At 43.5% G+C, this 23,913-nt stretch carries 22 protein-coding genes; 18 read left to right on the top strand and 4 right to left on the bottom strand.

From position 1 onward, the window contains the following. Positions 1–22 precede the first annotated feature (22 nt). Entirely contained in the window at positions 23–1,333 is a 1,311-nt protein-coding gene (locus MKZ16_RS17160) for a hemolysin family protein (protein WP_036676912.1), read from the bottom strand. A gap of 114 nt (positions 1,334–1,447) precedes the next feature. On the opposite strand from MKZ16_RS17160, the gene MKZ16_RS17155 reads away from it, so the two are divergent. The 8 genes from MKZ16_RS17155 (at position 1,448) to MKZ16_RS17120 (ending at position 12,953) form a co-directional block, all read left to right on the top strand. Further along, complete coding sequence (locus tag MKZ16_RS17155; protein ID WP_036676915.1) at positions 1,448–2,215, top strand: DUF1836 domain-containing protein; 768 nt, start codon at positions 1,448–1,450, stop codon at positions 2,213–2,215. A gap of 82 nt (positions 2,216–2,297) precedes the next feature. Continuing rightward, a complete protein-coding gene (locus MKZ16_RS17150; RefSeq protein WP_143759100.1) occupies positions 2,298–3,509 on the top strand; it encodes an MFS transporter in 1,212 nt (403 codons plus the stop codon). A 187-nt stretch (positions 3,510–3,696) separates the two neighbouring features. Then, the gene (locus tag MKZ16_RS17145; protein ID WP_076106753.1) at positions 3,697–5,256 is read left to right on the top strand and encodes a TerB N-terminal domain-containing protein; all 1,560 of its coding nucleotides are present in this window, start codon (positions 3,697–3,699) and stop codon (positions 5,254–5,256) included. A 15-nt stretch (positions 5,257–5,271) separates the two neighbouring features. Beyond that, the gene (locus MKZ16_RS17140) at positions 5,272–6,591 is read left to right on the top strand and encodes an ATP-binding protein (protein WP_036676916.1); all 1,320 of its coding nucleotides are present in this window, start codon (positions 5,272–5,274) and stop codon (positions 6,589–6,591) included. Beyond that, positions 6,588–8,786: a DEAD/DEAH box helicase gene (locus tag MKZ16_RS17135; protein ID WP_076106752.1), complete on the top strand. Its 2,199-nt coding sequence runs from the start codon at positions 6,588–6,590 to the stop codon at positions 8,784–8,786. Before MKZ16_RS17140 ends, MKZ16_RS17135 begins: the two co-directional genes overlap by 4 nt. Positions 8,787–8,958: 172 nt before the next feature. After that, positions 8,959–10,629, top strand: coding sequence for a spore germination protein (locus tag MKZ16_RS17130; protein ID WP_036677387.1), 1,671 nt, complete (start codon positions 8,959–8,961; stop codon positions 10,627–10,629). 37 nt (positions 10,630–10,666) lie between these two features. Then, a complete protein-coding gene (locus MKZ16_RS17125; protein WP_076106749.1) occupies positions 10,667–11,770 on the top strand; it encodes a GerAB/ArcD/ProY family transporter in 1,104 nt (367 codons plus the stop codon). Further along, on the top strand, positions 11,763–12,953 hold the full coding sequence (locus MKZ16_RS17120) for a Ger(x)C family spore germination protein (protein ID WP_076106747.1): 1,191 nt from the start codon (positions 11,763–11,765) through the stop codon (positions 12,951–12,953). Before MKZ16_RS17125 ends, MKZ16_RS17120 begins: the two co-directional genes overlap by 8 nt. Before the next feature lie 76 nt (positions 12,954–13,029). On the opposite strand, the gene MKZ16_RS17115 is transcribed toward MKZ16_RS17120, so the two are convergent. Together MKZ16_RS17115 and MKZ16_RS17110 are read right to left on the bottom strand one after the other, a co-directional pair. After that, positions 13,030–13,338 carry a DUF4190 domain-containing protein gene (locus MKZ16_RS17115; RefSeq protein WP_036676925.1) on the bottom strand — a complete coding sequence of 103 codons (309 nt, stop codon included), beginning with the start codon at positions 13,336–13,338 and terminating at the stop codon, positions 13,030–13,032. A 24-nt stretch (positions 13,339–13,362) separates the two neighbouring features. Next, the gene (locus tag MKZ16_RS17110; RefSeq protein WP_169744775.1) at positions 13,363–14,049 is read right to left on the bottom strand and encodes a GNAT family N-acetyltransferase; all 687 of its coding nucleotides are present in this window, start codon (positions 14,047–14,049) and stop codon (positions 13,363–13,365) included. A 281-nt stretch (positions 14,050–14,330) separates the two neighbouring features. Between MKZ16_RS17110 and MKZ16_RS17105 the strand changes: the two genes are divergently transcribed. Both MKZ16_RS17105 and MKZ16_RS17100 read left to right on the top strand, forming a co-directional pair. Beyond that, a complete protein-coding gene (locus tag MKZ16_RS17105) occupies positions 14,331–15,551 on the top strand; it encodes an MFS transporter (protein WP_076106745.1) in 1,221 nt (406 codons plus the stop codon). Between the two features lie 39 nt (positions 15,552–15,590). Beyond that, entirely contained in the window at positions 15,591–16,121 is a 531-nt protein-coding gene (locus MKZ16_RS17100) for a GrpB family protein (protein ID WP_235219390.1), read from the top strand. Between the two features lie 10 nt (positions 16,122–16,131). On the opposite strand, the gene MKZ16_RS17095 is transcribed toward MKZ16_RS17100, so the two are convergent. Then, positions 16,132–16,995 carry an AraC family transcriptional regulator gene (locus MKZ16_RS17095; protein ID WP_076099101.1) on the bottom strand — a complete coding sequence of 288 codons (864 nt, stop codon included), beginning with the start codon at positions 16,993–16,995 and terminating at the stop codon, positions 16,132–16,134. Between the two features lie 257 nt (positions 16,996–17,252). On the opposite strand from MKZ16_RS17095, the gene MKZ16_RS17090 reads away from it, so the two are divergent. From MKZ16_RS17090 to MKZ16_RS17055, 8 genes are all read left to right on the top strand, one after another. Beyond that, complete coding sequence (locus tag MKZ16_RS17090) at positions 17,253–18,551, top strand: alpha-glucosidase/alpha-galactosidase (protein ID WP_036676934.1); 1,299 nt, start codon at positions 17,253–17,255, stop codon at positions 18,549–18,551. 180 nt (positions 18,552–18,731) lie between these two features. Then, a complete protein-coding gene (locus MKZ16_RS17085) occupies positions 18,732–19,409 on the top strand; it encodes a succinylglutamate desuccinylase/aspartoacylase family protein (RefSeq protein ID WP_076106743.1) in 678 nt (225 codons plus the stop codon). A 156-nt stretch (positions 19,410–19,565) separates the two neighbouring features. After that, positions 19,566–19,946 (top strand): GntR family transcriptional regulator, encoded by a 381-nt coding sequence (locus MKZ16_RS17080; protein WP_036676940.1) that lies wholly within the window; start codon positions 19,566–19,568, stop codon positions 19,944–19,946. Beyond that, complete coding sequence (locus MKZ16_RS17075) at positions 19,943–20,812, top strand: ABC transporter ATP-binding protein (protein WP_076106740.1); 870 nt, start codon at positions 19,943–19,945, stop codon at positions 20,810–20,812. Before MKZ16_RS17080 ends, MKZ16_RS17075 begins: the two co-directional genes overlap by 4 nt. After that, positions 20,805–21,440, top strand: a complete 636-nt coding sequence (locus MKZ16_RS17070) for an ABC-2 transporter permease (RefSeq protein WP_076106738.1) — start codon at positions 20,805–20,807, stop codon at positions 21,438–21,440. The genes MKZ16_RS17075 and MKZ16_RS17070 overlap by 8 nt, the downstream gene beginning before the upstream one ends. A gap of 17 nt (positions 21,441–21,457) precedes the next feature. Beyond that, the gene (locus MKZ16_RS17065; RefSeq protein WP_036676948.1) at positions 21,458–22,096 is read left to right on the top strand and encodes an ABC-2 transporter permease; all 639 of its coding nucleotides are present in this window, start codon (positions 21,458–21,460) and stop codon (positions 22,094–22,096) included. Between the two features lie 81 nt (positions 22,097–22,177). Next, a complete protein-coding gene (locus tag MKZ16_RS17060) occupies positions 22,178–23,272 on the top strand; it encodes a HAMP domain-containing sensor histidine kinase (RefSeq protein ID WP_036676951.1) in 1,095 nt (364 codons plus the stop codon). 190 nt (positions 23,273–23,462) lie between these two features. Continuing rightward, entirely contained in the window at positions 23,463–23,879 is a 417-nt protein-coding gene (locus MKZ16_RS17055; RefSeq protein ID WP_254848917.1) for a MarR family transcriptional regulator, read from the top strand. Positions 23,880–23,913: the final 34 nt, after the last annotated feature.

The following is a 23,913-nucleotide window of genomic DNA, read 5'->3' as shown; positions in this document are numbered from 1 at the left end:
ATAAAGGTTATGATTTCGTAATTTATGATGATTCAGTGTTGCTTGATTGTTCGATAACAACTTCAACCTTGCGGACACGGTATCTGTTCATCTCGCGGATGGTCAATGTTACATGGTCACGAACAATACTTTTGCCAATGGCTGGATCGGTAATATGACTGTATACCCAACCTCCAACTGTGGTCACTTCTTCATCTTCGAAATCAAGCCCTGTAAGATCCTTGACCTCTAACAGAGATACCTTACCATCGAATAGATAGTTAGTATCGCTTATTTTTTCGACTTCTCTGCGTTCATCACCGTCAAACTCGTCACGGATTTCACCAACGATTTCTTCCAAAATATCTTCAATCGTGATGAGACCGGATGTTCCACCATATTCATCAAGCAGCAAGGCAATATGCACACGCTCCAACTGCATACGAGTTAGAAGATTCTTGACCGGTGTCACCTCAGATACTGTCAGTACGGGTTGAATTAAGCTGTGGAAATCAAAATCAGGATTGTTATCATACTGCAAATAGAGCTGTTTTGTATTGATCATCCCGATAATATTATCCTTGCTGCCTTGTGCCACAGGGAAACGAGTATATTGCTCCTTGCGGATAATTTCGAAATTTTCTTTCAACGAATGATTGGTAAAAAGACATACCATATCGGTTCGCGGAACCATGATTTCTTTGGCGAGCATCTCATCAAAAGTAAAGATTCGGTTAACATAGCCATATTCGGCTTTATTGATTTTCCCGCTTTCGTAACTCTCGGACAGGATCAAACGAATCTCATCTTCACTATGCGCGTCTCCATGCTCACTAGCTGGTTTCATCCCAAAAAGACGAACAAGCATATTAGCGGAACCGTTCATGAACCAAATGAGAGGGTACAAAATTCTGTAGAACCAAATAATCAGCGGTGAAGTAATTTGACCGATTTTTTCCGGAATGTTTATAGCTGCCGTCTTCGGAGCAAGTTCTCCGACAACGACGTGTAAGAATGTTGCAATGATGAATGCGAGTAAAAACGCAAGAGGGTGACTCACACTAGAACTGATATTGGCCCAGTCGAAAATAGGAAGCAATAACTGTTCGAATGCAGGCTCTGCCAGTGCACCAATACCCAGCGCAGTGATAGTAATCCCGAGCTGACAAGCGGATAAATAGCCATCGAGATTAGCGGATACCTTCTGTACTGCTAAGGCATTCTTCTTTCCGTCAAGCACCATTTGACTGATCTGGCTACCTCTAAGTCTCACCAATGCAAATTCTGTTGCTACAAAAAAAGCGGTTAAAATAATCAAAATAACCACCAACGTCAAACTAAGTCCTATACCCATATAATCTTTACCATCCCTTTCGTTCCTAAAATAGGTTATACTCATTATTATGAGTTCTTATGAACTATTCTACGAACTTTTCAGTAAAATATCAAATGGTGGAGGGAAACAGATATGGAATCATTTGCATTGACTCGTGTGGAGATGTCCAGTCTACTGCTCTCATTGACCGGATTGTCAGACCGGAAACCGCTGAATATCCTCCAAGAGGCATGGGCAAAGTTTCACCGTGAAGAATTACAAAAGGGGACTTCGTTACCCGCTTTTTTATCAACCAATGTTCCACCCATATTACAAAAGATCATTAAAGGCGGCCATGTAAAAGGCTTTTCACTTGGTGAAATTGCTTCATTGGGCCATCTTATAGAGTATTCCACATTGACCGTCACAGCTATGCAAAATTGGGTCAAGCGCGACTTCAAGGAATATCTCGGTTCGCCTAAAGAAGGAAAGAAATATTCGGTTAATCAGGCGGCGCTTTTGTTTATTATTGATGATCTCAAATCAGCCCTTAACTTTGAAAGTATTCGCCAATTGTTCCAGCTAATGTTCCTAAAGCCGGATCGCGATGATGATGATCTAATTGAACCGGCCAAGCTGTATTACGCATATGCAGGGCTTTTTGAGGAGATCAAAAGCAATCCATCGATTCAGACGCAATGTAAAGTAGATCAAGTGTTGCACAAGGAGTTCTCTTGGAAAGAAGATACCTCGTTAAAAAGCTCTATAGATCGTGTAATTAACCGGCTGACACATTTGTCGAGAGCGCAGAGAGAATCCGTTCGAAATATGCTGCTTATCGCCACAATTTCTGTGCAGACCTGTTATTTTCAATCGCTGGCTAGGCAATACTTTAATGCTGCTTTATTTCTTGATTTTTGAGCACTTCAATTTTAAAATGTATAAGTGAAACAATCAAAAGTAAGTTTTATTAGTTAGCAGGTTGAAATAAGGGGGCTTCGAAGTGAATCAAATGACACTGCTGCGGAATCCGAAACAAAGGAAATTACTCTTCAGCGCTGGCTTGAGCTGGATGTTCGATGCGATGGACGTCGGAATGATTTCTTTTGTTGTAGCAGCTTTAGCTAAGGATTGGAATCTGGGACCGGAGCAGATCGGTATATTGACTAGTATTAATTCCGTCGGTATGGCAGTAGGTGCTGCAGCGGCAGGAATATTAGCAGACCGCTTTGGTCGTAAACCGGTATTGCTGTGGACACTCCTTATTTTCTCGGGGGCAAGCGGATTATCTGCATTTGCAACAGGCTTTGCGATCCTCTGTGTGCTTCGTTTTATTGCTGGGTTTGGCCTTGGCGGAGAGCTGCCTGTCGCTTCTACCTTGGTCTCAGAGAGCATGCCTGCTCAGGAGAGAGGCCGTGCGGTTGTGCTTTTGGAGAGCTTTTGGGCAGTCGGTTGGATTGCATCTGCATTAATCGCGTTCTTCATTATCCCTGATTATGGCTGGCGTATAGCTTTCGGAATTGGGGCTGTACCTGCACTCTACGCTTTATATCTAAGACGGGCGATTGATGATTCACCGAAATTTGCTGAGATTAAAAAGGCACCCGTTTCCTTAAAGAAACGAATCGCTACCGTATGGTCGCCAGAATATCGCCGTTCTACAATTATGTTGTGGATTTTATGGTTTACGGTGGTGTTCTCGTATTATGGCATGTTTCTATGGCTGCCTACAGTTATGGTACTTAAAGGCTTCAGCTTGGTCAAAAGCTTCGAGTATGTGCTTATTATGACGCTCGCTCAGCTGCCTGGGTATTTTACTGCCGCTTACTTTATTGAAAAGTTCGGACGTAAATTTGTCCTAGTCATCTATATGCTGTTCACTGCGGTTAGCGCTGCATGGTTCGGAAATGCGACTACTGAAGGAATGCTGATGGCTGCCGGAATTTGTTTATCCTTCTTCAATCTTGGCGCTTGGGGTGGCATGTACGCTTATACGCCAGAGCTGTACCCAACGGCTATTCGTTCCACAGGTGCTGGTTTAGCAACGTCCTTTGGCCGGATTGGGGGCATTATCGCACCTTTGCTGGTAGGGGTTCTAGTAGGTAAATCTATGGCGATTGGCTCGATCTTTATGTTATTTTTTGTAACAATTATTATCGGTGCATTAGCGGTATTGTTCCTTGGCAAAGAAACAAAGGGTACCGAGCTTCTCTAAAGTGTGATTCTGCATTACATACTTGATGTTAATCTATCAACAGTGCTAAAATATCAAGAAGAAACGATGTTGTCGTCCTGTATGGACGACCACTACTATTACGTAAGAACAAAACGGTTCCTTCACAGTTGTGAACAGGACCGTTTTTTTACATTAATCCTTATTTATAAGGACGGAGCGATCGCACATGAGTAATGATAGGAAGCAGCCGCATTTCACAGAATTAGTCTGGGAAAGTACGGAACAAAATGTACCGATTCCGCCGCGAAATTCCCCTGAACCTGCGCTGCCTAAGTCATCTTCTAAGAATAATGGCAAAACAAATTCCACCCCTGAACCTTCATTACAGCTGCAGCTTTGGGATACAGAGATGGAAACGCCGGAGCCTGTGACTACCACCGAAGGGCAGTTCGTAACAAGAGCGAAGGAATTGGTTGATAAAACTGAGGATTCAGCGCTATTTGTTCCTTTTAAGAGTTACTGGCCTACATATGGCCATATGACAGGCACGCAGAGCAGATGGTATTTCTATTGGCGGAATGAAGTTAGACAAGGCAGATATCTGAAAACAGATCTTTCTTATATTTTTCTGCATGTATATGAGCTTATTAATGGTGTGGGGTGGACTGATCCTTATGATGGCTATAGGCAGCTAAATCAGATCTGGGAAGCTTACCGGGAAAGTTATAAACGCTTGGATCAATATCTTGGCGGCTGGATCGCGGACTTCTCTTTTGTACATCACTTGGATGTCCCGCTTTCTATCATTGTGGCTCGTTCACGTGGTCTTGCAGGAGATCTGGCGGAACTTGAATTAATGAGAGGCTTGACCGCAGCGCCTGAGCAACTAACCTTTGCAGTATTAACGGCAATGTCGGACTATGATATTAGTAAATCCAAGTTCTACATCGGAGAAGGCAAAGAAGCTCTTGAACAATACATTCCGCAGGTCGTGGCGTTAATCAATGCTTTTGTCACCCGAAAACATGGCTCCAATCTAGTTGAAATGTTTCCACCTGGACCAGCGGTGATGCGGGAGCGTTATTTATTCCGAAGTGCCGTATATGACATTTCATTATATGGCTATTCTGTTCTTATACCGGTTGTACGTATTAGTAAATCTCCACCACTTCGCAGTCTGATTACCAGGCTATTTCGTCTGACTGAGAATAAACTACGGGAACTGATGGGCTACCGCGGACGACTTAAAGGTGTTAATGTGGATGCCGATATGGACGATTTGATCACTCGTTTTCTAAAGCGTGAGTACCTTAAAGAGACGCAGGAAGACAAGGGACCGGCAGTCGTCATAGATCCGGAGAAGCTAGAACGCCTGCAAAGTGATTCTGAAATTGTACGGACGATGCTTACGGTTGAGAATATGGACGAGCAGGAAGATTACGAGGATAGCGAGATCGATGTAACTATCGATGAAATCGGTCCAATAAAAGACAGCAAGGAAGAATTGTTGCCTGTAGATGTGATTGAAGAAGCTCAAGTGGTTAACATAGGGTCGGAGGCAGAACAGTTTGCCAATGCTTTAAATCCACTACAACGGGAAGCACTGCTTGCTCTTTTGGATGAGGATGGAAGTCAATCTATGCTGAAGCTGGCTGCTGCCAATGGCACGATGTCAGAGCTTTTAATTGATGAGATTAATGAAATCGCAATGGATATTCTCGGTGATCTGATCATTGAGGGTGAAGACATTGTTGAGGAATATATCTCTATGCTGCGCAATATTTAATGAGGTGAACTTTGGATGAGTGAATTAAAAATACCTAAACGAATGACAACTGCGCTAGTCAATTCGTTGACGGCTGGTGTTGTTCCGCGTATCGGACTAGAGCATATAGCCGTTGGCCGTCGGCCGGAGATTGAAGCCATATTAAGAGATATGGAGAACATTGCAGAGGGTGGGGCAGCTTTTAAGCTGATTACAGGCAAATTCGGCAGCGGCAAAAGCTTTCTGCTTCAGATGATCCGTAATTACGCGATGGATCGTGATTTTGTAGTAGCAGATGCAGACCTCTCCCCTGAGCGTAGGTTAGTGGGAACCAAAGGACAAGGTCTAGCGACTTACCGGGAGTTAATGAGCCATTTATCAACCCGCACACGTCCAGATGGTGGAGCGTTGGAGATCATCCTGCAGAAATGGATTATTACGCTACAGCAGTCCGTGATGCAGGAAAAGGAATATGGACCTGATCACCCTCAGCTTGGTGAAGAAGTAGAGAAGCGAATTTACGCTGTAGCCTCTGAAATGCGTGGTTTGGTGCATGGTTTTGATTTTGCCAAAGTACTCGCCTCTTATTGGAATGCACACAAGCTGGCTGATGATGACCAGAAACAGGATTCGCTTCGCTGGTTGCGTGGAGAATTTGCAACTCGCACAGAAGCCCGCAAAGCGCTTGGAGTTGGCGTGATTATTGATGATGATAATTGGTATGACTATATGAAGCTTTGGGCGGAATTTACCGCGGCAATTGGCTATAAAGGTCTGCTGCTGTTTATTGATGAAGGTGTCAATCTCTATAAAATTACGAACAGTATTTCCCGCCAGAGCAACTATGAAAAGCTGCTTACCATGTTCAATGATACGATGCAGGGGAAGGCAGAGAACCTTGGGATTTTTATAGGGGGAACACCGCAATTTGTGGAAGATGGACGGCGCGGATTATTTAGTTATGAGGCACTGCGATCGAGATTGGTTGCTGGCCGATACGGGGCGGCGGGTCTGAACAATTATACTGGACCTATCATTGCACTGGACATGTTATCACACGAGGAAATTCTGGTACTGCTGCAAAAGCTTAAAGGGATTCACGCCCTACATTATGGTTATGAAGCGCGTTTATCACAGGAACAATTGGTTCATTTTATGGAGGAAGCGGTTGGAAGATTAGGGGCTGAGGAACTCTTGACTCCACGGGAGGTAGTTCGTGATTTCATGGATCTGCTGCATACGCTCCACCAGCATCCGGAGATTACTTTTGAACAGCTAGTGGGCGAAAAAACAGCTAAGCCAGCTGAGACCGAGCAAAATGAACTGGATGGGTTCTTAGCGGAGTTTGAATTATGAGTGATAATCCGTTCTATAGGCTGGCACCCTTCATTAAAGAGTTTATTTATAAGAACCGCTGGGAGACTTTGCGTGAGGCACAGGTGGATGCTTGCCGTGTGCTTTTTGATACCCCGCATCATCTGCTGATTGCCTCAGGTACCGCTTCAGGTAAGACAGAGGCAGCTTTTTTCCCTGCGCTTACTGAGCTGTATGAACGTCCTTCCGGTTCGGTTGGCATTTTGTATATCGCCCCTTTGAAAGCTTTGATCAACGATCAATTTACACGTTTGAATGATTTGCTTCGTGAAGGCAACATTCCGGTGTGGCACTGGCATGGAGATGTACCACAAGCTGATAAAACAAAACTTGTGCAGAATCCTTCAGGCGTGCTGCAAATCACCCCTGAATCGCTTGAAGGATTGTTGATGAACCGCCCGAATGCTATTCCAGCGTTGTTCCATGATTTACGTTTTATTGTCATTGACGAGGTGCATGCCTTTATGGGAGCTGACCGGGGGATCCAGGTGTTAAGCCAGCTGGCGAGAATTTCACGAATGGCGGGATGCCATCCTCGCAGAATCGGTCTATCTGCTACGCTGAGCGACTACGCTTCTGTCACGGAGTGGCTAGCGGCAGGCACACGGGAGAGCGTTGAAGTGTCCGCTCCACAAGGCGGGCGTAAGCTCAGGTTAAGTGTGGAGCATTTCTCTTTCCCGGATGCACGGGATGAGGTGCAGGCGGAGCATTTAGAACGTGCGAAGCAGTCTTATTACGATTTTATTTATGATCATACGCATCTGAAGAAGGCGTTGATCTTCACCAACAGCCGCTCAGATGCGGAGACGGCGACCCTAGAGATGCGGAGAACGGCCGCGAAGCGTGGTGAACGGGATGTGTTTCACGTTCACCATGGCAGCATCTCCGCGATGCTGCGTGAAGAGACGGAAGCCGCGCTGCGGCAAGGCACCGGACCGGCTGTTGCCGCAGCGACGTTGACGCTGGAGCTGGGCATTGATCTGGGCGAGCTGGAGCGAGTGCTACAGGTCGGCGCTCCCTATAGCTGTACTAGCTTTGTGCAGCGGTTAGGCCGCTCGGGCAGGCGTGGAGACGCTGCATCCGAGATGATCTTTGTCACGCCCGAGGAAGAGGACGAGGAAGCTCAACTTCCGGCGCGGATGCCGTGGACACTGCTTCGAGCGATAGCGGTTATTGAGCTATATGTGCGCGAGAAATGGGTTGAACCCCTGGTCGTGCGTCAGCTGCCAGTTGGACTGCTATACCATCAGACGATGAGCATTTTGAAAAGTATGGGTGAGGCCGAACCGGATGATTTAAAAGAAGCGGTTCTGAGTTTGCCTTCGTTTAAAACCATAGATCCTACTGATTATGATATTTTCATGACCTATATGTTAGGCATGGGACAAATTGAGAAGATGGACGAAGGCAGCTTGATCATCGGGATGGCGGGAGAGAAGATCGTGAATAACTTCCGCTTCTACGCGGTCTTCAAAGATGATGAAGAGCATGTGGTCTATAACGGAACTGAGGAAATCGGATCGATCACAACGGTTCCACCACCAGGCTACTGTTTTACTCTGGCAGGTAAGCTTTGGAAGGTAGAAGAGGTGGATAATCGCCATAAAGCCGTTTATGTGAAAACCTCACGCGGCAAAGTAGATACGTTGTGGCTTGGTGCGGGTGGGGATGTACATACACGCATCATGAACAAGATCCGTGAAATCTTAAGAGCCACTTCATTGTATCCGTATTTAGCTCCGAGTGCCGCTGCGCGGCTCGAACGAGCTCGTCGTTTAGCGAAGGAAAGCGGAATGCTTGTGCGATCCGTTATGCCGGCGGGTGGAGATTCTATGTTCATTCTGCCCTGGGCGGGCAGTCGGCAATTCCGCACGCTGGAGCGCCTTCTGAAGAACAATCTGAAGAGCCCTCTGGGACTGCGTTCTATCGTTCCGATGGAACCTTATTATATGGTTGTTGCGGGTAAAACTGATGCAGAAACGCTGGAAGCAGAGATCATTGCCGAAAGTATGGCTGCCACAGATCCATTATCATTGTTATCACCAGATGAAGCACCCTACCTCGGAAAATACGATGAGTTCATCCCGCATGAGCTGCTGCGCAAAGCTTTTTCCTTGGATGGATTAGATGTCCCGGGTCTGATTGAAGTTTTAAAGCAGTGGCAGCAACCTAATTAACCTTGAGCAGTAAACACCGAAAATACTCTAAATTGCAGACGCCCGCATAAGCGGGCGTTTTGTTATGTCCGGATCCATGGTGATATATGAACTTTCCTTAAGTTTCAAATGTTGCATAAGAATAGGGTGGAAGGAGAATAGTACTAACAGATTCCTATAGAGGATGATTGCGATGTGGCCTAAAATAGTCTCTTATATTCCGGACTGGACAATTTTTATGCAGGCGGCGATTACGCTGCTCTTTCCCGTAGGGATTTTTTATCTTTACAGGCATTTGTATTTTTATGTTGGAAGCGGACGCTCTAAGGAAACAGAGGCCAAATCACAGGATGCGGAACTGAAGAAGAATGACAATCGGGAAGTAAATCCGCAGCCTCCTGTGTCTACTGCTTTTACTCAGGACTATGATGCCGATCTGACAGCGATAAAAACGGCATTGGGGGAGAACAGTGATGTACATTTTCGTGAATTCTCAGTTAAAGGTATTCAGGCACGTGCCGCATTAGTCTATGTAGAGGGGATGCAGCACGAAGAACTGATCAATCAGCAGGTGCTGCAGAATTTGATGTTTGCCGGCGAAACGCAGGCTTCAGAAGGAATATACAACTACTTGAAACAGAATATGCTCCCGCTAGCTCAGCTCAGTGAAGCCAAGGATTTAGACCAGTTGCAGGAGTTTGTCCTATTCGGATACACTGCGCTGATTGTCGAAGGCATGTGTGAGATGTTGCTGGTGGGTTCTCCGCATGGAGCAGTGCGCTCGATTACTGAGCCGACCTCAGAGGCTTTGCTGCGGGGGCCTCGGATTGGCTTTACCGAGGTGCTCAGTGAGAATACCTCTATGCTGCGGCGCCAAGGGCTTAATAAGAATCTGGAAATGAAAATGGTTGAAGTAGGCAGCGAAATCAAGAAGAACCTGGTTATCGCTTATATGAAAAACATTGTAAATCCTGATCTGCTCCAGGAAGTGAAGGAACGTATCTCCAAAATTGATATGGACTTTATTCTGGAATCCGGCTATGTGGAACAGTTGATCGAGGATGATTATTTAAGCCCGTTTCAGCAGACACAGAATACGGAAAGACCCGATCGGGTAATTGCTTCCTTGTTAGAGGGAAGAGTCGCTATTTTGCTGGATGGCACACCGTTTGCACTCGTTGTTCCAGTGACGTTCAGTATGCTTTTGCAGTCTCCTGAGGATTATTATGAGCGCTGGATTCCGGGTACACTTTTGCGGATACTCCGGTTTTGCGCATCATTTCTGGCTCTGTTGGCTCCGGCGCTGTATATTTCCTTTATCTCCTTTCATCCGGGACTGATTCCTACACAACTGGCGATCTCCATTATCGAAACACGCCAAGGTGTACCCTTTCCTGCATTAATTGAAGTGTTGATTCTGGAAATTTCCATTGAAATCTTGCGTGAAGCTGGAATCCGGCTGCCGAAGCCCATAGGTCCGGCAATGGGGATTGTCGGAGGTCTGATCATTGGAGATGCCGCGGTACAGGCTGGTATTGTGAGTCCGTTTCTGGTAATTGTTGTAGCCGTGACAGCGATCTCTTCGTTTTCCATACCGATGTACAGTGCGGGGATTACTCTCCGGATCTTACGATTCGCAGGCATGTTATTTGCGGCGGTCCTGGGCATGTTCGGAACCATCCTTTTCTTCCTGCTTATTTGCAGTCATCTGACTCGGCTTTCAAGCTTTGGAGTTCCTTACGTCACCCCTATTTCCCCTTTCCGGTTAAGTGACTGGAAGGATTTGTTCGTTCGTGCACCGTTATCGATCATGAAGCGAAGACCGGAGATGCTGAAGACCCAGAAGAAAAAGCGCAGGTCCTAGAGAATGTATTCTTAGCAGGAGCAGAGGGGAGACCACAGTGTTCAAACGAACTGATGACAAGATCACAACCTCGCAGGCTTCCATAATCTTGACCAATTCAATGCTAGGTGCGGGAATTTTGACTTTGCCCAGAAATGTTGTTAAGGCTGTACAGACTCCCGATGCCTGGATTTCAGTAGTGCTGGGAGGTATCACCGTATCTTTGGTGATATTGGTTATGGTGAAGCTTAGCCAGCAATTTCCAGGGAAGACTGTCTTTCAGTATTCTAAAAGAATTGTTGGGAATCTTCCAGGCAGTGTAATGAGTACAATATTGATTCTGTACTTTATTGTGATAGCGGGTTTCGAAATCCGCGTTTTGGCGGAAGTAACGTTGTTTTTTCTTCTGGAAGGGACACCGATCTGGGCGATTGTGATGCCGTTCATCTGGGTTGGCACTTATTTGGTGTATGGTGGGATTAATTCCATGGCCCGCGTGTTTCAGATTGTATTTCCGATCAGTATTTTTATCCTGATAATTTGTTATATCTTAAGTACCAGAATATTTGATATCCAGCATTTGCGTCCTTTTCTGAGTGAAGGTATGATCCCGGTGATCCGAGGCATGAAATCGAGCATCCTGATCTTTACCGGTTGTGAGGTTGTGATGACAATGACGGCCTTTATGGAGCATCCACAGCAAGCAGTCAAGGGAATGTTGGTTGGTTTAAGCATACCATTTGTATTATATTTGGTTACTGTTGTAATGGTTATCGGCGGCTTATCTATTAATTCTGTAATCTCCAGTACCTGGCCGACGATAGATTTGGTGCGGAGCTTTGAAATTTCAGGGTTCTTTTTTGAACGATTTGAATTTCCGTTGCTGGTTATCTGGCTGATGCAGATGTTCTGCAATTTTTGCAGCTTTTTCTTTAATGCGTCACTCGGAATCTCCCAGGTGTTTCACCTAAAGATCCATCCGGTTATGTTCGCTTTAATGCCCATCATCTTCATCTGTACGATGATCCCTCAACGCATCAATGATGTCTTCAGTCTTGGTGATGCGATTGGCTATATGGGTGTGCTGATCTTTATATTGCTGCCACTGTTATTGTCGATTGTATTAATCATTAGGAAGAAAGGACTCAAGCAGAATGTTTAGACAGCGGGTTATTCGCTTACTATTGGTATTTATGATTCTGCTTACGCAGTCTGGCTGCTGGAGCAGTAAGGAAATTGAAGACTTGAGTGTTTATACGGGATTGGCGCTTGACAAGGGGGAACCCCAAACAGTCGAAAAGAAATTTGAGGAACTCGGAGGAAGTTACCTTAAGCATAATAAATTGACGGCTACGGTACAAATTGTGCCTGAAAATGTAATTGGAAACTCCGGCAAAGAAGGTGAAACACCCAAAACTCATTTCCATAATATTTCAGAGTCTGGAGATTCCCTGCTTGAAGTATTCCGCCAGATTTCGATCCGCAAGAACCGTCCGATTATAGGCCATCACCTCAAGGTTGTTGTCATATCCGAGAAATTGATACAACAGGAGAAAATCCGACGGCTAATGGACTTTCTGTTGCGTGATAACGATATTCGCCCTAGCTGCCTCATCTTTCTTAGCCAAGGACGTGCGTCTGATACGCTAAACACGACAGCAGAGGAGGTTCCTTCTTTTCGTCTGGAGGACATGGTCCATAACCACTTCAGGACTAGTAAAGTTATGAAGGGCATAACATTGTCGAATCTAGATGCATTGATGTATTCGAAGCAAAGCTTTGTTTTGCAGAACGTTATTGAGGCAAATGGTGAGGTGGAGTTTTCCGGCGCCGGTATTATCAAGGGAGACACAGGACATTGGATCGGCAATCTGAACCAACAGGATGTGGAGAGTATTGCCTGGATCAAAGGCGATGTTAAAGGCGGGAGCATCAAAACATATGATCAGTCAAACGAAGCAATTACTTATGAGATTAAATCAGTCAAGAGCAAGATTACACTGAAGGAGACTGCTGATGAGAAGTTTTCCTTTCATGTTGCGATTGAGTCTGATGGACGTCTTATTGAGCATTGGGATGATAATGAGCATTCCGCGGAAGTTGCCTATTTCAAAGAATTGGAGAAGATATTCGAGGAGAGATTGACCGAAAAAATTAATGCTCTTATTCACAAAATGCATTCCACCTATAAAGTAGATGTGGCAGGGTTCGGAAATTGGTTCAGCATAGAAAAACCGCAGGTTTGGAAAAAGGTCAAGGATCATTGGGACGAGGAATTTATTCGGATGCCATTAACCTTTGATGTAAAGCTTAAAATCACCGATTTTGGTTCCACGACTGAATGAAGGGTTCACTTGATAAACGTGTTAACTCAAAACGGATCTCAGCAGCCGATGATGGCTATTGAGATCCGTTTCGTGGTTAGTAAGTAGAAGCTGCAAAAACAAACACAACGACGAATAATATAATAATTGCGTACATCAGCGTGCCCACAATTCCACATACCAGACCTGCAATCGCTAAGCCTTTGCCTTGTTCATAACGATTACGGATTTCCTTCAGCGATAAGGCGGATAGAATAATCGCAATAATTCCTAACAGAAAACCAATATAAGGCACAACAATGGAGAGGATTCCCAAGACAAAACCAGCGATTGATTTGCCATTGGTTGGTGCCGGAGGGGGTGGAGGCTGATAATAGTTCAAATTGTCGTTTGGTGGATAGCTCATTAAAATCACCTCCAATAGAAATTGTTATTGAATGTAGTTAATCCAGTGCTCTAGCTGCACACAAGGGACAAGTCCAATAGATTCAGCTAGACGAATGGACGCTTGATTTCTTTCAAGGACGTGATAGCGTGGAATAAAGCCTCGTTCTAACGTTTCTTGTATGGCTGTGCGAACTACCATTTTCGCGTATCCGTATCTTTGAAATGCTTCTAAAGTATGTACAGCGCCGATTTCCCAGATCTGCTCTTCATTGCGGAACGCTAGGCAGGTACTAACCGGATTGTCGCCCTGAAAGATTGAAACGGAAAACGCTCCTTTTTGGAAATATTCCTCAATTTCTTCCTTATTGTAATGGTTAGCAGCCCAAAGTGGAAGTAGTCTGTCGTCAAATGAATGATTGATTGTTACCTCTTTGTCCTTAACATACCTTAACCCCTCAGTTGTGCTGTAAGAGAAAAACCCCCGAACTTTTTCTAAAGAAAAATGCGCAGACAGTGCCTCTTGGTACTTCACATCCTGCAGTTTAAAAACAAGCTTCGCCTCTGTGGGGAGCAGCGTTAGTAATGCTGGAAATATATCGGGGCAGCTGTAATCCAAAAATACGATGTAATCCGCTTGAGGATATACCCTATGATCATATGCGTATGCTGTGGCTGGAAGAAGTAATACAATACCCCACTGATCACCATGCTCAACTAGATGTGTTTCCATGACTTCGTGGAAGGAGGTTAACATTTTTAACAAGCTTACATTCTTTAAGGGGTTCTTTTGTAATTTGTTTATGATTTGTTCGTTCTGGTGCACACCCATCCACTCCTAGCTCAGATTTATATATTTTACTATAAATTGTACTTATGCAGATATTTATATTTTTGCTTTTACTAATCATTAATCTATTGAAAAAAGAAGGTTGACAGTGACTGATATAATATATTAGGGAAAATAAAGCTCGCTGTTTGAAGCAGCATACGTGAACGGAGGCACATAATTTCATGACACAATCTATCACAGGCGCTGCTGTTCGTGTAGGAGAAGGTCTATCTAAGCAATTCATCCTAATTCTAGCCATTGCATCAGGACTAAGCGTGGCAAATATGTATTATAATCAGCCGCTCCTAGCTGAGATAGGACGCACATTTAATGCTTCCTCTAACGCAGTGGGATATGTATCGATGCTTACTCAAATCGGCTACGCGCTGGGAATGTTATTTTTTGTTCCACTAGGTGACATTCGTGAACGCAGAACACTGATATCCGGACTTCTTATTGCTGTATCACTGTCCCTAATTGGTTTCGCTACCGCACAAAACCTCACTTGGATGTATATCGCGAGCTTTGCTATCGGCATAACTACGGTGGTGCCGCAGGTCATCATTCCTCTCTCGGCTGAGTTAGCTTTACCGGAGGAGCGGGGGAAGGTTATAGGTACAGTAATGAGCGGATTGTTTTTTGGTATTCTGCTAGCAAGAACAATATCCGGAATTATAGGGGATATGTTCGGCTGGAGGGCGATGTACTGGATTGCCGCAGTAGTTATGTTATTGCTATCCCTTATTCTTTATCGGCTAATCCCGGCAACGAAACCAGACAATAATTCTTCGTACTCCGATCTGCTGAAATCAATGGGGCAACTGATTCGCAGATATTCGACGCTTCGTGAGTCATCTTTAATTGGGGCTTGCATGTTTGGCGGCTTCAGTGTGTTCTGGACTTCTCTAGCTTTCTTTCTGGAAGGAGAACCTTATCACTACAGTAGCTCAATCACAGGATTGTTTGGTCTTATTGGTGTAGCAGGTGCTGCTGGTGCTCCATTTATCGGGAGGTTAGCAGACAGAATTGCTCCCAAAAAGATTGTAGGAATCCTACTGTTAATTACATTGATTGCTTACGGATTTTTTGGTTTAGCCGGATTTACAATCTGGAGTTTGATTGCAGGAGTTATTATTCTGGATCTTGGGGTACAGGGATCACAGGTCAGTAACCAAACACGGATATATGCACTTGAACCAGCGGCTCGCAGTCGTATAAATACTGTTTTTATGGTCAGCACTTTTACAGGTGGAGCGATTGGATCCACGCTGGGAAGTTTTGCATGGCAGCATTGGGGCTGGAGTGGCGTCTGCTTAATGGGGGGAACGCTTGTTGTAGCCGCTCTATGTATATGGATAGTCTATAGAGTGATCGAGAAAGAGGATATACCGGAGATTAGCTAGAAACGTATTATATTACCTTTTATTATACCCGGGAGGTGTTTGATCATCGCTGAGAAGACGAAAGTTATAGAGGTTGTCCCGTATAACCCAGAGTGGAAGGCGGAATTCAATAGATTAAAAGAACAGCTCTTATCTTATGTCGGAGATCTTATTATTTCTATCGAGCATGTGGGCAGTACTTCCATTGAAGGGCTGGCTGCTAAACCTATCATCGACCTAGATCTTGTGATGGAAAGCTACGATGTACTCCCACAAATCATCGAACGTTTACAACAGCGTGGTTATGAACACCAAGGGAACTTGGGAATAGAGGGCAGAGAAGCTTTTCAAAGACTTCAGGATGACGGGTTTATGAAATATCATCTGTATGTTTGCCCTAAGGATGGAAAAGGCTACTTGGAGCATATCGCTTTCAGAGACTATCTGCGATCGAATACAGCAGCGCGTCAAGCGTATGCAGAGGTCAAGCAGCGCCTGGCAGAACAACATCGTTATGACATTGATGCTTATTGTGAAGGAAAGACAACGTTTGTTACCTCTATTTTATCTAAAGCCATGAAAGAAACGTAAGAAAGATCAATCATTTGCCCGTTCGAAGATGATTTCGAAATTCACTTGGAGACATGCCGCTCCACTTACGAAACTGCTTGGAGAAGTATAACGCGTCATTGAAACCGACCGAGGAAGAGATCTGGTCGATGGTCAGCGTTCCTCCTAGCAGTTTTTTTGCGTTATCCATACGAACCTTTAATAAATATTGTTTGGGAGACATGCCGATCTTTTGTTTAAAGACTTTAGAGAGATGCGCTCTATGATAGCCTAGAGACGATGCCATATGGTCGATACTGATCTGTTGATGAAACTGCAGAGAAATCCAACGGATCGCTTGATCGATCTGGCGGTCGATAACATCCGGTAATTCTATCGATTGAGAGGAAAGCGAACTTATGTTCGCAACACCGAATTTGTGCACTAGCAGCCGCAGCCAACCCGAAGCTTCTAAGCTCTCCAGTCGAGGATAAGCAGATTGCTGAAAGGATAAACGAATATGTTCATATATTTTATGTATCTCTATTAGGTTATCTAAGTGGATTATTGGCTTGTCCCTTGTAATTCCCACTTCGTGTAGTAGCTGTTCAACCGCTTCCCCTTGTAAGGCCACCCATACATATGTCCACGGACGATCCATGTCTGCCTGATAGCTAAATAACGCACCCGGAAAAATTACAAAGGTATCCCCCTTACTACATCCCTGTGAATTACTGCCACTTTGAAAAACACCTTTACCATCAATTACTGTATGAATGAGATAGTAATCATGAACAGAGGGGCCCATTTTATGGCCAGGAACAGGCTTGCCTTCTCCGCTGAATAATACAGATAGGTCATGATCATCGGGAGCCAGATTAAACCCTGCTGTAAAATGATAATGCTCTGAAGCCATTCACTTAGGACCTCCCCAAGATTGCTTTTATAATACATTTAGAGTATAGGATTGAATATACAAATGCAACAAACGTCCATATTTCTCTTGTATTTCTCCATACTCATTGGGACCGCTCTCATTTATAGTGATTAGTGAAGAGAGCAGACGGTTATGATCTAACATCCTAGTGTTTATAAGGGAATTATAGTTTACTCTACTCCATAAAACTGCGATGTTAACACCGTTCACCTCACCTATAAGGAGGAATATTTCACATGTCTAAAATTACATTTATCGGAGCGGGTAGCACCGTATTCGCCAAAAACGTGTTGGGAGATTGTATGAGAACGCCAGCCCTGCAAGGGTTTGAACTTGCCCTGTATGATATTGATCTGCAACGCCTTAAAGATTCCGAGAATATGCTTAATAATATAAAAGAGAGCAGCGGCAGCACTTGTGTTGTGAAATCCTATACGGATCGTAAAGAAGCTTTGCGTGGAGCTAAATATGTCATTAATGCAATCCAAGTGGGAGGTTACGATCCTTGCACCATCACAGATTTTGAAATTCCGAAGAAATATGGCTTGCGGCAAACGATTGCGGACACAGTTGGCATAGGTGGGATATTCCGTAACCTGCGTACTATTCCAGTGATGCTGGACTTTGCTGCGGATGTACGGGAGGTTTGTCCGGACGCACTCTTTATGAACTATACGAATCCTATGGCAGTTCTGACCAATGTGATGAATACCTATGGCGGTGTAAAGACGGTGGGATTATGTCATAGTGTGCAGCATTGTATTCCGGGTTTGTTCGAGCATCTGGGTATGGATCAGACAGGTGTTCAGGCTAAGATCGCTGGGATTAACCATATGGCTTGGTTATTGGAGGTTACTAAAGACGGCGAGGATTTGTATCCGGAAATTAAACGCCGTGCAGCTGAGAAGCAAAAAGAACATCACGGAGACATGGTCCGTTATGAAATGATGCTTAAATTCGGTTACTACATTACGGAATCTTCGGAACATAACGCAGAGTATCATCCTTATTTTATCAAACGTAATTACCCTGAGCTTATCGAACGGTTTCAAATTCCACTCGACGAGTATCCACGCCGCTGTGTAGATCAAATTGAACGTTGGCAACAAATGCGGGAAGAATTGGTTAATAACAAAGAACTTAAACATGAACGTTCGCATGAATATGCGTCTTATATCATGGAAGCCATCGAAACTAATGTGCCTTTCAAAATAGGTGGCAATGTTATGAACACAGGTCTTATCACCAATTTGCCAAATGAAGCATGTGTAGAGGTCCCTTGTTTAGTAGATAGAAGCGGAGTAACTCCGACCTACGTGGGAGATCTGCCTCCACAGTGCGCCGCACTGAATCGTACAAACATTAATACACAATTGTTAACGATCGAAGCAGCGATTACCCATAAGAAAGAGCATATCTATCACGCCGCAATGCTCGATCCACATACAGCTGCTGAATTGTCGATGGATGACATTACAAATATGTGCGACGAGCTGATCACAGCCCATGGAGACTGGCTCCCAGCGTATAAATAAATTAACTAGTTAGGACTAAGGAAGCCTGAGAAATCAGGCTTTTTTTGATTGTATTTCTACGAAAAACGAATGTTATCTTTAAAAAAGACAACGTCGTTTCTTCTTGCTTATCTGTCTAGGACAACTGGGGGACATCGGAATACACATATATGGATTATCTAAATGTGGAGGTGATCCTTTATGATCGTTGAAAGCTATACCTTAGCATCGTCCACAGCTTATGCTACCCCTTATTATGTGATTAGAGGTGAGCTTCCTGGTCCTGTCTTTATGGTGGTGTCGGGGATACATGGGAATGAGACAGGAAGTATTCGTGCCGCACAGATCATTGTAGAACGTTTTAACCAGAGAAGGTTGTATATACACCGGGGCACGATCATTGTAGTACCTCTAATGAATCAAAAAGCTTACCGCAAACGGATCAGAGGTGTACCCGATTTAAATCGCACCTTTCCACGTTCTAACAAAGTAGTGGCAAAACATCCATTAGCTTCAGCTTTGCTACAGCTAGTACTAAGATATCGTCCCACCTGGTTTCTGGATCTTCATGAAGCAAATGGGTTGTCACAAAAAAATCCGAAGCGACTTGGCCAGTCGATCATCGTCACTCCGGGAAGCCGAGGAATAGGTACAGCAAAACGTGTCATCAAAGGCATTAATCGAACGATTCCCAAAACCGCTTATCATTTTAATATCCGTTTACGGGAGCGCCCCGGCTCCTCAAGGGCAGCCGTTACCCGTATATTAGGGGCTAAAGCATTTACTGTGGAAACCTGCTGGAGCCTTGATCGTGAGCTACGGATTCGCTATCAGATAGATATTGTTAGCCGTTTTTTAAAAAGTGCTGGATTATTGTGATGGAGAAAATATCTGATAACTGTGTAAGCTGGTTCTTAGATCCTAGGAATCAGCTTTTTTGCCGATACAAGAAAGGTAATTGACAACATTGAGTATAGTGTATATATTACATATATACATTGATAACACATAAACTAGGAGTGAGGGCACGATTCCATGAACATATTGATATCCAACACTTCCGGTGAACCCATCTATGCACAGATTGTCAGCCAGATCCGCCAGATGATTCTGCAAGGAGAATTAGTGTCTGGTACCCCATTACCTTCTATCCGGCTATTAGCCAAAGAGCTGCAGATTAGCGTAATTACAACGAAACGAGCCTATGAAGAACTGGAGAGAGAAGGGCTTATCAATTCAATTGTGGGGAAAGGTTCCTTTGTTTCTGGTGCAGATCAGGAGTTTATTCGGGAACAACGGCTACGGATTATGGAGCAAAAAATGAAGGAGATTATCGACGAGAGTAAAATGCTGGGGATTAATTTTGCTGAGTTTAGTGAGATGTTGAAATTGCTTTATGAGGAGGAGACAGAATGAAAGAAGTCATTCAATTGGACCAAATTTCTAAAAAATATGGCCATTTTAGCCTATGCGAACTTACGTTCGGTATCAAAGAAGGGTATATCACGGGGCTAATTGGGCCGAATGGGGCAGGGAAAACAACAATAATTAAAATGATGATGGGGATGGTGTTTCCTGATCGCGGCAGCGTCAAGATTTTTGACCAAGAGATGTCTATTCATGAAGCAGAGAATAAGGATCGGATTGGCTATGTCTCCGATGAGAATTACTTTTACGATCAATTAACCATCGATCAGATGAGTAAGATTATTGCTCCTTTTTATAGTCGTTGGGATCAAGAAACGTATAGGAAATACATAGAGATGTTCAAGCTTTCCCCGCGGAAAAAGATTAAGGAGCTCTCCAAAGGAATGAAAATGAAGTATTCGCTCGCTATTGCCTTATCACATGGTGCAGATCTGCTCATTATGGATGAACCTACTGCAGGACTTGATCCTATATTCCGAAGAGAGTTGCTTGATTTGCTTAGTGAGCATATCCAGGATGAGAAGAAGTCTATTCTTTTTTCAACGCATAATACGACTGATTTGGACCGGATCGCAGACTATATTGTTTTTGTGAATGAAGGGCGCCTAGTATTTAATGAAATGAAAGAATCTCTAGCCAACAAATACATGCTGGTTAAAGGCAACAAAGAGTTGCTTGATCGGGATGTACGAAAATGGTTCATCGGGCTTAGAGAGACGGAAGTTGGTTTCGAGGGTCTACTGAACAATCGCTCTGAGGGGGAACACTTCTTTAGGGGTCATGCCATATGCGAAACACCTACTCTGGAAGAAATCATGTATTTTACGGTAAAGGGAAACACTTTGTATGTTTAATCTCTTTTTGCTGATTCGAAAAGACTTTATTCTCCTGCGGAATTTTATCCCTATATTTCTCTTGAGTATCTTGTTTATCGCATATGTTCAACTGGATAACTCCAGCATGTTTGCTACATTTCAATCTTTACTGTTGCTCGTATACTCCTGTTCTATGGATGCACAGAATAACAACACAAAGTTTGTTATAGGGTTGCCAGTAAGACGGCAAGAGATTATCTTGGCTAAATACTTATCACTTGTTCCTTATTGTTTCATCGGTTTGGTTTGCTCTTTAGCTTTGTTACTAATTTCCTTTTCATTTGGATATTCCATTAGCCCGTTTTATTGGATAGGGGTATCTTTAACATTACTGATGATTCCTTTGACTGCGTCTATTTATCTGCCGATTCATTATTGGCTTGGTTCCAAAAACTATTACTTCAATATCCTTTTTAATGTAGTAATAACGATTACCACCCTAAACACTGGATCTTCACTCTCAAATTCATCCTTTTTCTTAACAATTACCCATTTAAAGCTGCAGGATCATCTGGTGCCGATTGGTTTGACAGGGATTGTTTATCTATTCATATTGTACTGCTCTTATAGGATTTCACTACGATTGTTTAGCAAGGAAGAGTTATAAGCTAAGGAGGACGTAAAGTGTATAAATCATTTTTTTTAATTCAAAAAGACTTCATTCTTTTGCGTAAATTTCTGATGCTGCTAATCCCTTTCTTTATTTTTATAGCGTACTCGAACTATCATAGCTTCAGTTTATTTACGGTAATGCCACCTATGCTGTTATTGATAAGCTCCTGTTCAATGGATACTCAGCAGATGACGCAACGGTTTCTCGTTAATCTCCCTGTACGGAGACAAGAGCTTGTCCGTGCCAAATATTTTTCGATCCTTCCGTTTGCTCTTGTCGGGCTGGCAGCAACGGCCTTTACCTATCTCCTGATTGTTGTGACAGGTAAAGCCGTAACCCCTCATTTTTGGCAAGAGGTTGGTATTACGATATCCATTTTCCCTCTCCTTGCGATGCTTTATTTACCGATTCATTACTGGTTAGGGGCAAAGGGGGCACAAGTGGTTAATCTTGTATTTATGATGATTGTTATGTTTGGCCCGAACGTATTTAGCTTTTTGATCCAGTGGATACCTGATGTGAACAGATGGCTAAGTTTTGGAGTGAAAGGTACGGTCATTCCCTTTATAATCCTAGGGCTGGCTTATATATTCTTGCTTAGCTGTTCATATATCATTTCTCTGCGGATTTTTGTGCGGAAAGATCTTTGATTCGAAGGATTTGAGATTTTGAATGAATTCATATACCATTGTCACTACAAAGATAAATAGTAGGGGAAGGGTATACAACCAATGCCTAAAATGATTTATAGCTTTCGTACAAAAATGATTATGCTGCTGATGGCCAGTATGCTTGTATCCGGTGGAATTACCTTTTCAATCTATAAAATTCTGCAGAGATATTACCGATCAGAGGTCTTATTAGAAAATCCATTGACTAAAGTTCGCTACTTGATGCGGGATATCGGTGATGTTAATGCGTTTTTGATTATCTTCATTCCTTTGGCCATCTTATTCTTTTTTATATTTACTAAACCATATGCAAATTATTTCAAGGAAATCTCGAAAGGGATCCATCAGCTGGCGTCGGGTGATTTCTCGGAGCGGGTGGATATCCCTTCTAAAGATGAATTCGGCCTTATTGGCCATGATATCAATCTGGCTATTGATCATCTTCAGGAAGCTATTGAGCGGGGAGACTTTGCGGAGAGCAGTAAAGATCAACTTGTGTTAAATCTGGCACATGATCTGCGTACTCCACTTACCTCAGTTATAGGTTATTTGGATTTTATCCTTAAGGACAATGAATTAACGCCAGAACAGACCAGACATTATACAACGATTGCTTATACTAAATCTCAACGTTTGGAAAAATTAATTGATGAGCTATTTGAAATTACAAGAATGAACTACGGTAAGCTTACGCTTGAGAAAACCTCGATCGACCTTAGTGAGCTTCTTTTACAATTAAATGAAGAGTTATATCCCGTTTTTGAGAAAAATGGTCTTACTTCCCGCTTGGATGTAACCCAACCTCTGAAGATAGAGGGTGACGGTGAGCTGCTGGCACGTGTATTTGAGAATCTTCTCACTAACGCAGCGCGATACGGAAGCGACGGTCAATTTATTGATATTCATGGGTATTTAGAAGAAAACGAAGTCGTTATTGAGATTATTAACTATGGAGATTGTATTGATCCGGAAGAGCTGCCGCGTATTTTTGATATGTTCTACACCGGGGATCGAGCGCGAACGCATCCCACAGGGAGTACGGGACTGGGCTTATTTATCACTAAAAACATTGTGGAACAACATGCTGGAACAGTTTCTGCACAAAGCAGTGTAGTGCGGACGATGTTTGAAGTGCGGCTTCCACAAAATAATTGAGAACGAAGTCAAGTGTTGACTGGGCAGGAGTAAAAAAACAAGATCTACGTGATCTTGTGGTTTTACTCCTTTTTTAATGGTTTGGTCAGCAAACAGGATGAACGTTACGGACATTTATTTGAAATTTTTAATAAATCGTGATATTATTAGCTTGCTAAGTAATTTGTAAGGCAGTACGGAGGAAATATCTGTGATAGAAGATGAGATAAGGGAACTACTGGATAGAATATCAGCGGAAATGCGTAGAGATTATGCAGAGCTGCTTAGAGAACTTAATCTTCATGTGGGTCAAGAACAGTTATTATGCCGGTTATGGAGAACAGATGGAATGACACAGATACAGCTAAGTGAACGCTTGAATTGTGAGCCTCCAACCATAACAAATATGGTGAAATCTCTTGAAAATCATGGGTTTGTTGTTCGAAAAAGAGATCCTGAAGATGGCAGAGTTAGCCGAGTGTATCTAACCCCAGCCGGACGTAATCTCTGCGAACCTGTGGAACAGATCTGGAACAAACAGCTGGATAAATTACTAGCCGGAATTATACCTGAAGAACGTTTATTATTAAGAAGACTTATGAAACAAATGGCTGATAATTTAGCTTGAATCTGGAACTAATCGCCATAACCGTTAGTAAGCT

It is taken from the genome of Paenibacillus sp. FSL R5-0928 (assembly GCF_037970385.1).
GTDB lineage: Bacteria > Bacillota > Bacilli > Paenibacillales > Paenibacillaceae > Paenibacillus_AQ > Paenibacillus_AQ odorifer.
This window is presented reverse-complemented; position numbering and strand designations above follow the sequence as displayed.

Excerpts from the sequence above, each read along its gene's own strand:
- MKZ16_RS17160 (WP_036676912.1), bottom strand. The coding sequence starts at position 1,333 with ATGGGTATAGGACTTAGTTTGACGTTGGTGGTTATTTTGATTATTTTA.
- MKZ16_RS17155 (WP_036676915.1), top strand. The coding sequence starts at position 1,448 with ATGGAATCATTTGCATTGACTCGTGTGGAGATGTCCAGTCTACTGCTC.
- MKZ16_RS17145 (WP_076106753.1), top strand. The coding sequence starts at position 3,697 with ATGAGTAATGATAGGAAGCAGCCGCATTTCACAGAATTAGTCTGGGAA.
- MKZ16_RS17140 (WP_036676916.1), top strand. The coding sequence starts at position 5,272 with ATGAGTGAATTAAAAATACCTAAACGAATGACAACTGCGCTAGTCAAT.
- MKZ16_RS17135 (WP_076106752.1), top strand. The coding sequence starts at position 6,588 with ATGAGTGATAATCCGTTCTATAGGCTGGCACCCTTCATTAAAGAGTTT.
- MKZ16_RS17130 (WP_036677387.1), top strand. The coding sequence starts at position 8,959 with ATGTGGCCTAAAATAGTCTCTTATATTCCGGACTGGACAATTTTTATG.
- MKZ16_RS17120 (WP_076106747.1), top strand. The coding sequence starts at position 11,763 with ATGTTTAGACAGCGGGTTATTCGCTTACTATTGGTATTTATGATTCTG.
- MKZ16_RS17115 (WP_036676925.1), bottom strand. The coding sequence starts at position 13,338 with ATGAGCTATCCACCAAACGACAATTTGAACTATTATCAGCCTCCACCC.
- MKZ16_RS17110 (WP_169744775.1), bottom strand. The coding sequence starts at position 14,049 with ATGGAAACACATCTAGTTGAGCATGGTGATCAGTGGGGTATTGTATTA.
- MKZ16_RS17105 (WP_076106745.1), top strand. The coding sequence starts at position 14,331 with ATGACACAATCTATCACAGGCGCTGCTGTTCGTGTAGGAGAAGGTCTA.
- MKZ16_RS17095 (WP_076099101.1), bottom strand. The coding sequence starts at position 16,995 with ATGGCTTCAGAGCATTATCATTTTACAGCAGGGTTTAATCTGGCTCCC.
- MKZ16_RS17090 (WP_036676934.1), top strand. The coding sequence starts at position 17,253 with ATGTCTAAAATTACATTTATCGGAGCGGGTAGCACCGTATTCGCCAAA.
- MKZ16_RS17085 (WP_076106743.1), top strand. The coding sequence starts at position 18,732 with ATGATCGTTGAAAGCTATACCTTAGCATCGTCCACAGCTTATGCTACC.
- MKZ16_RS17080 (WP_036676940.1), top strand. The coding sequence starts at position 19,566 with ATGAACATATTGATATCCAACACTTCCGGTGAACCCATCTATGCACAG.
- MKZ16_RS17075 (WP_076106740.1), top strand. The coding sequence starts at position 19,943 with ATGAAAGAAGTCATTCAATTGGACCAAATTTCTAAAAAATATGGCCAT.
- MKZ16_RS17070 (WP_076106738.1), top strand. The coding sequence starts at position 20,805 with ATGTTTAATCTCTTTTTGCTGATTCGAAAAGACTTTATTCTCCTGCGG.
- MKZ16_RS17060 (WP_036676951.1), top strand. The coding sequence starts at position 22,178 with ATGCCTAAAATGATTTATAGCTTTCGTACAAAAATGATTATGCTGCTG.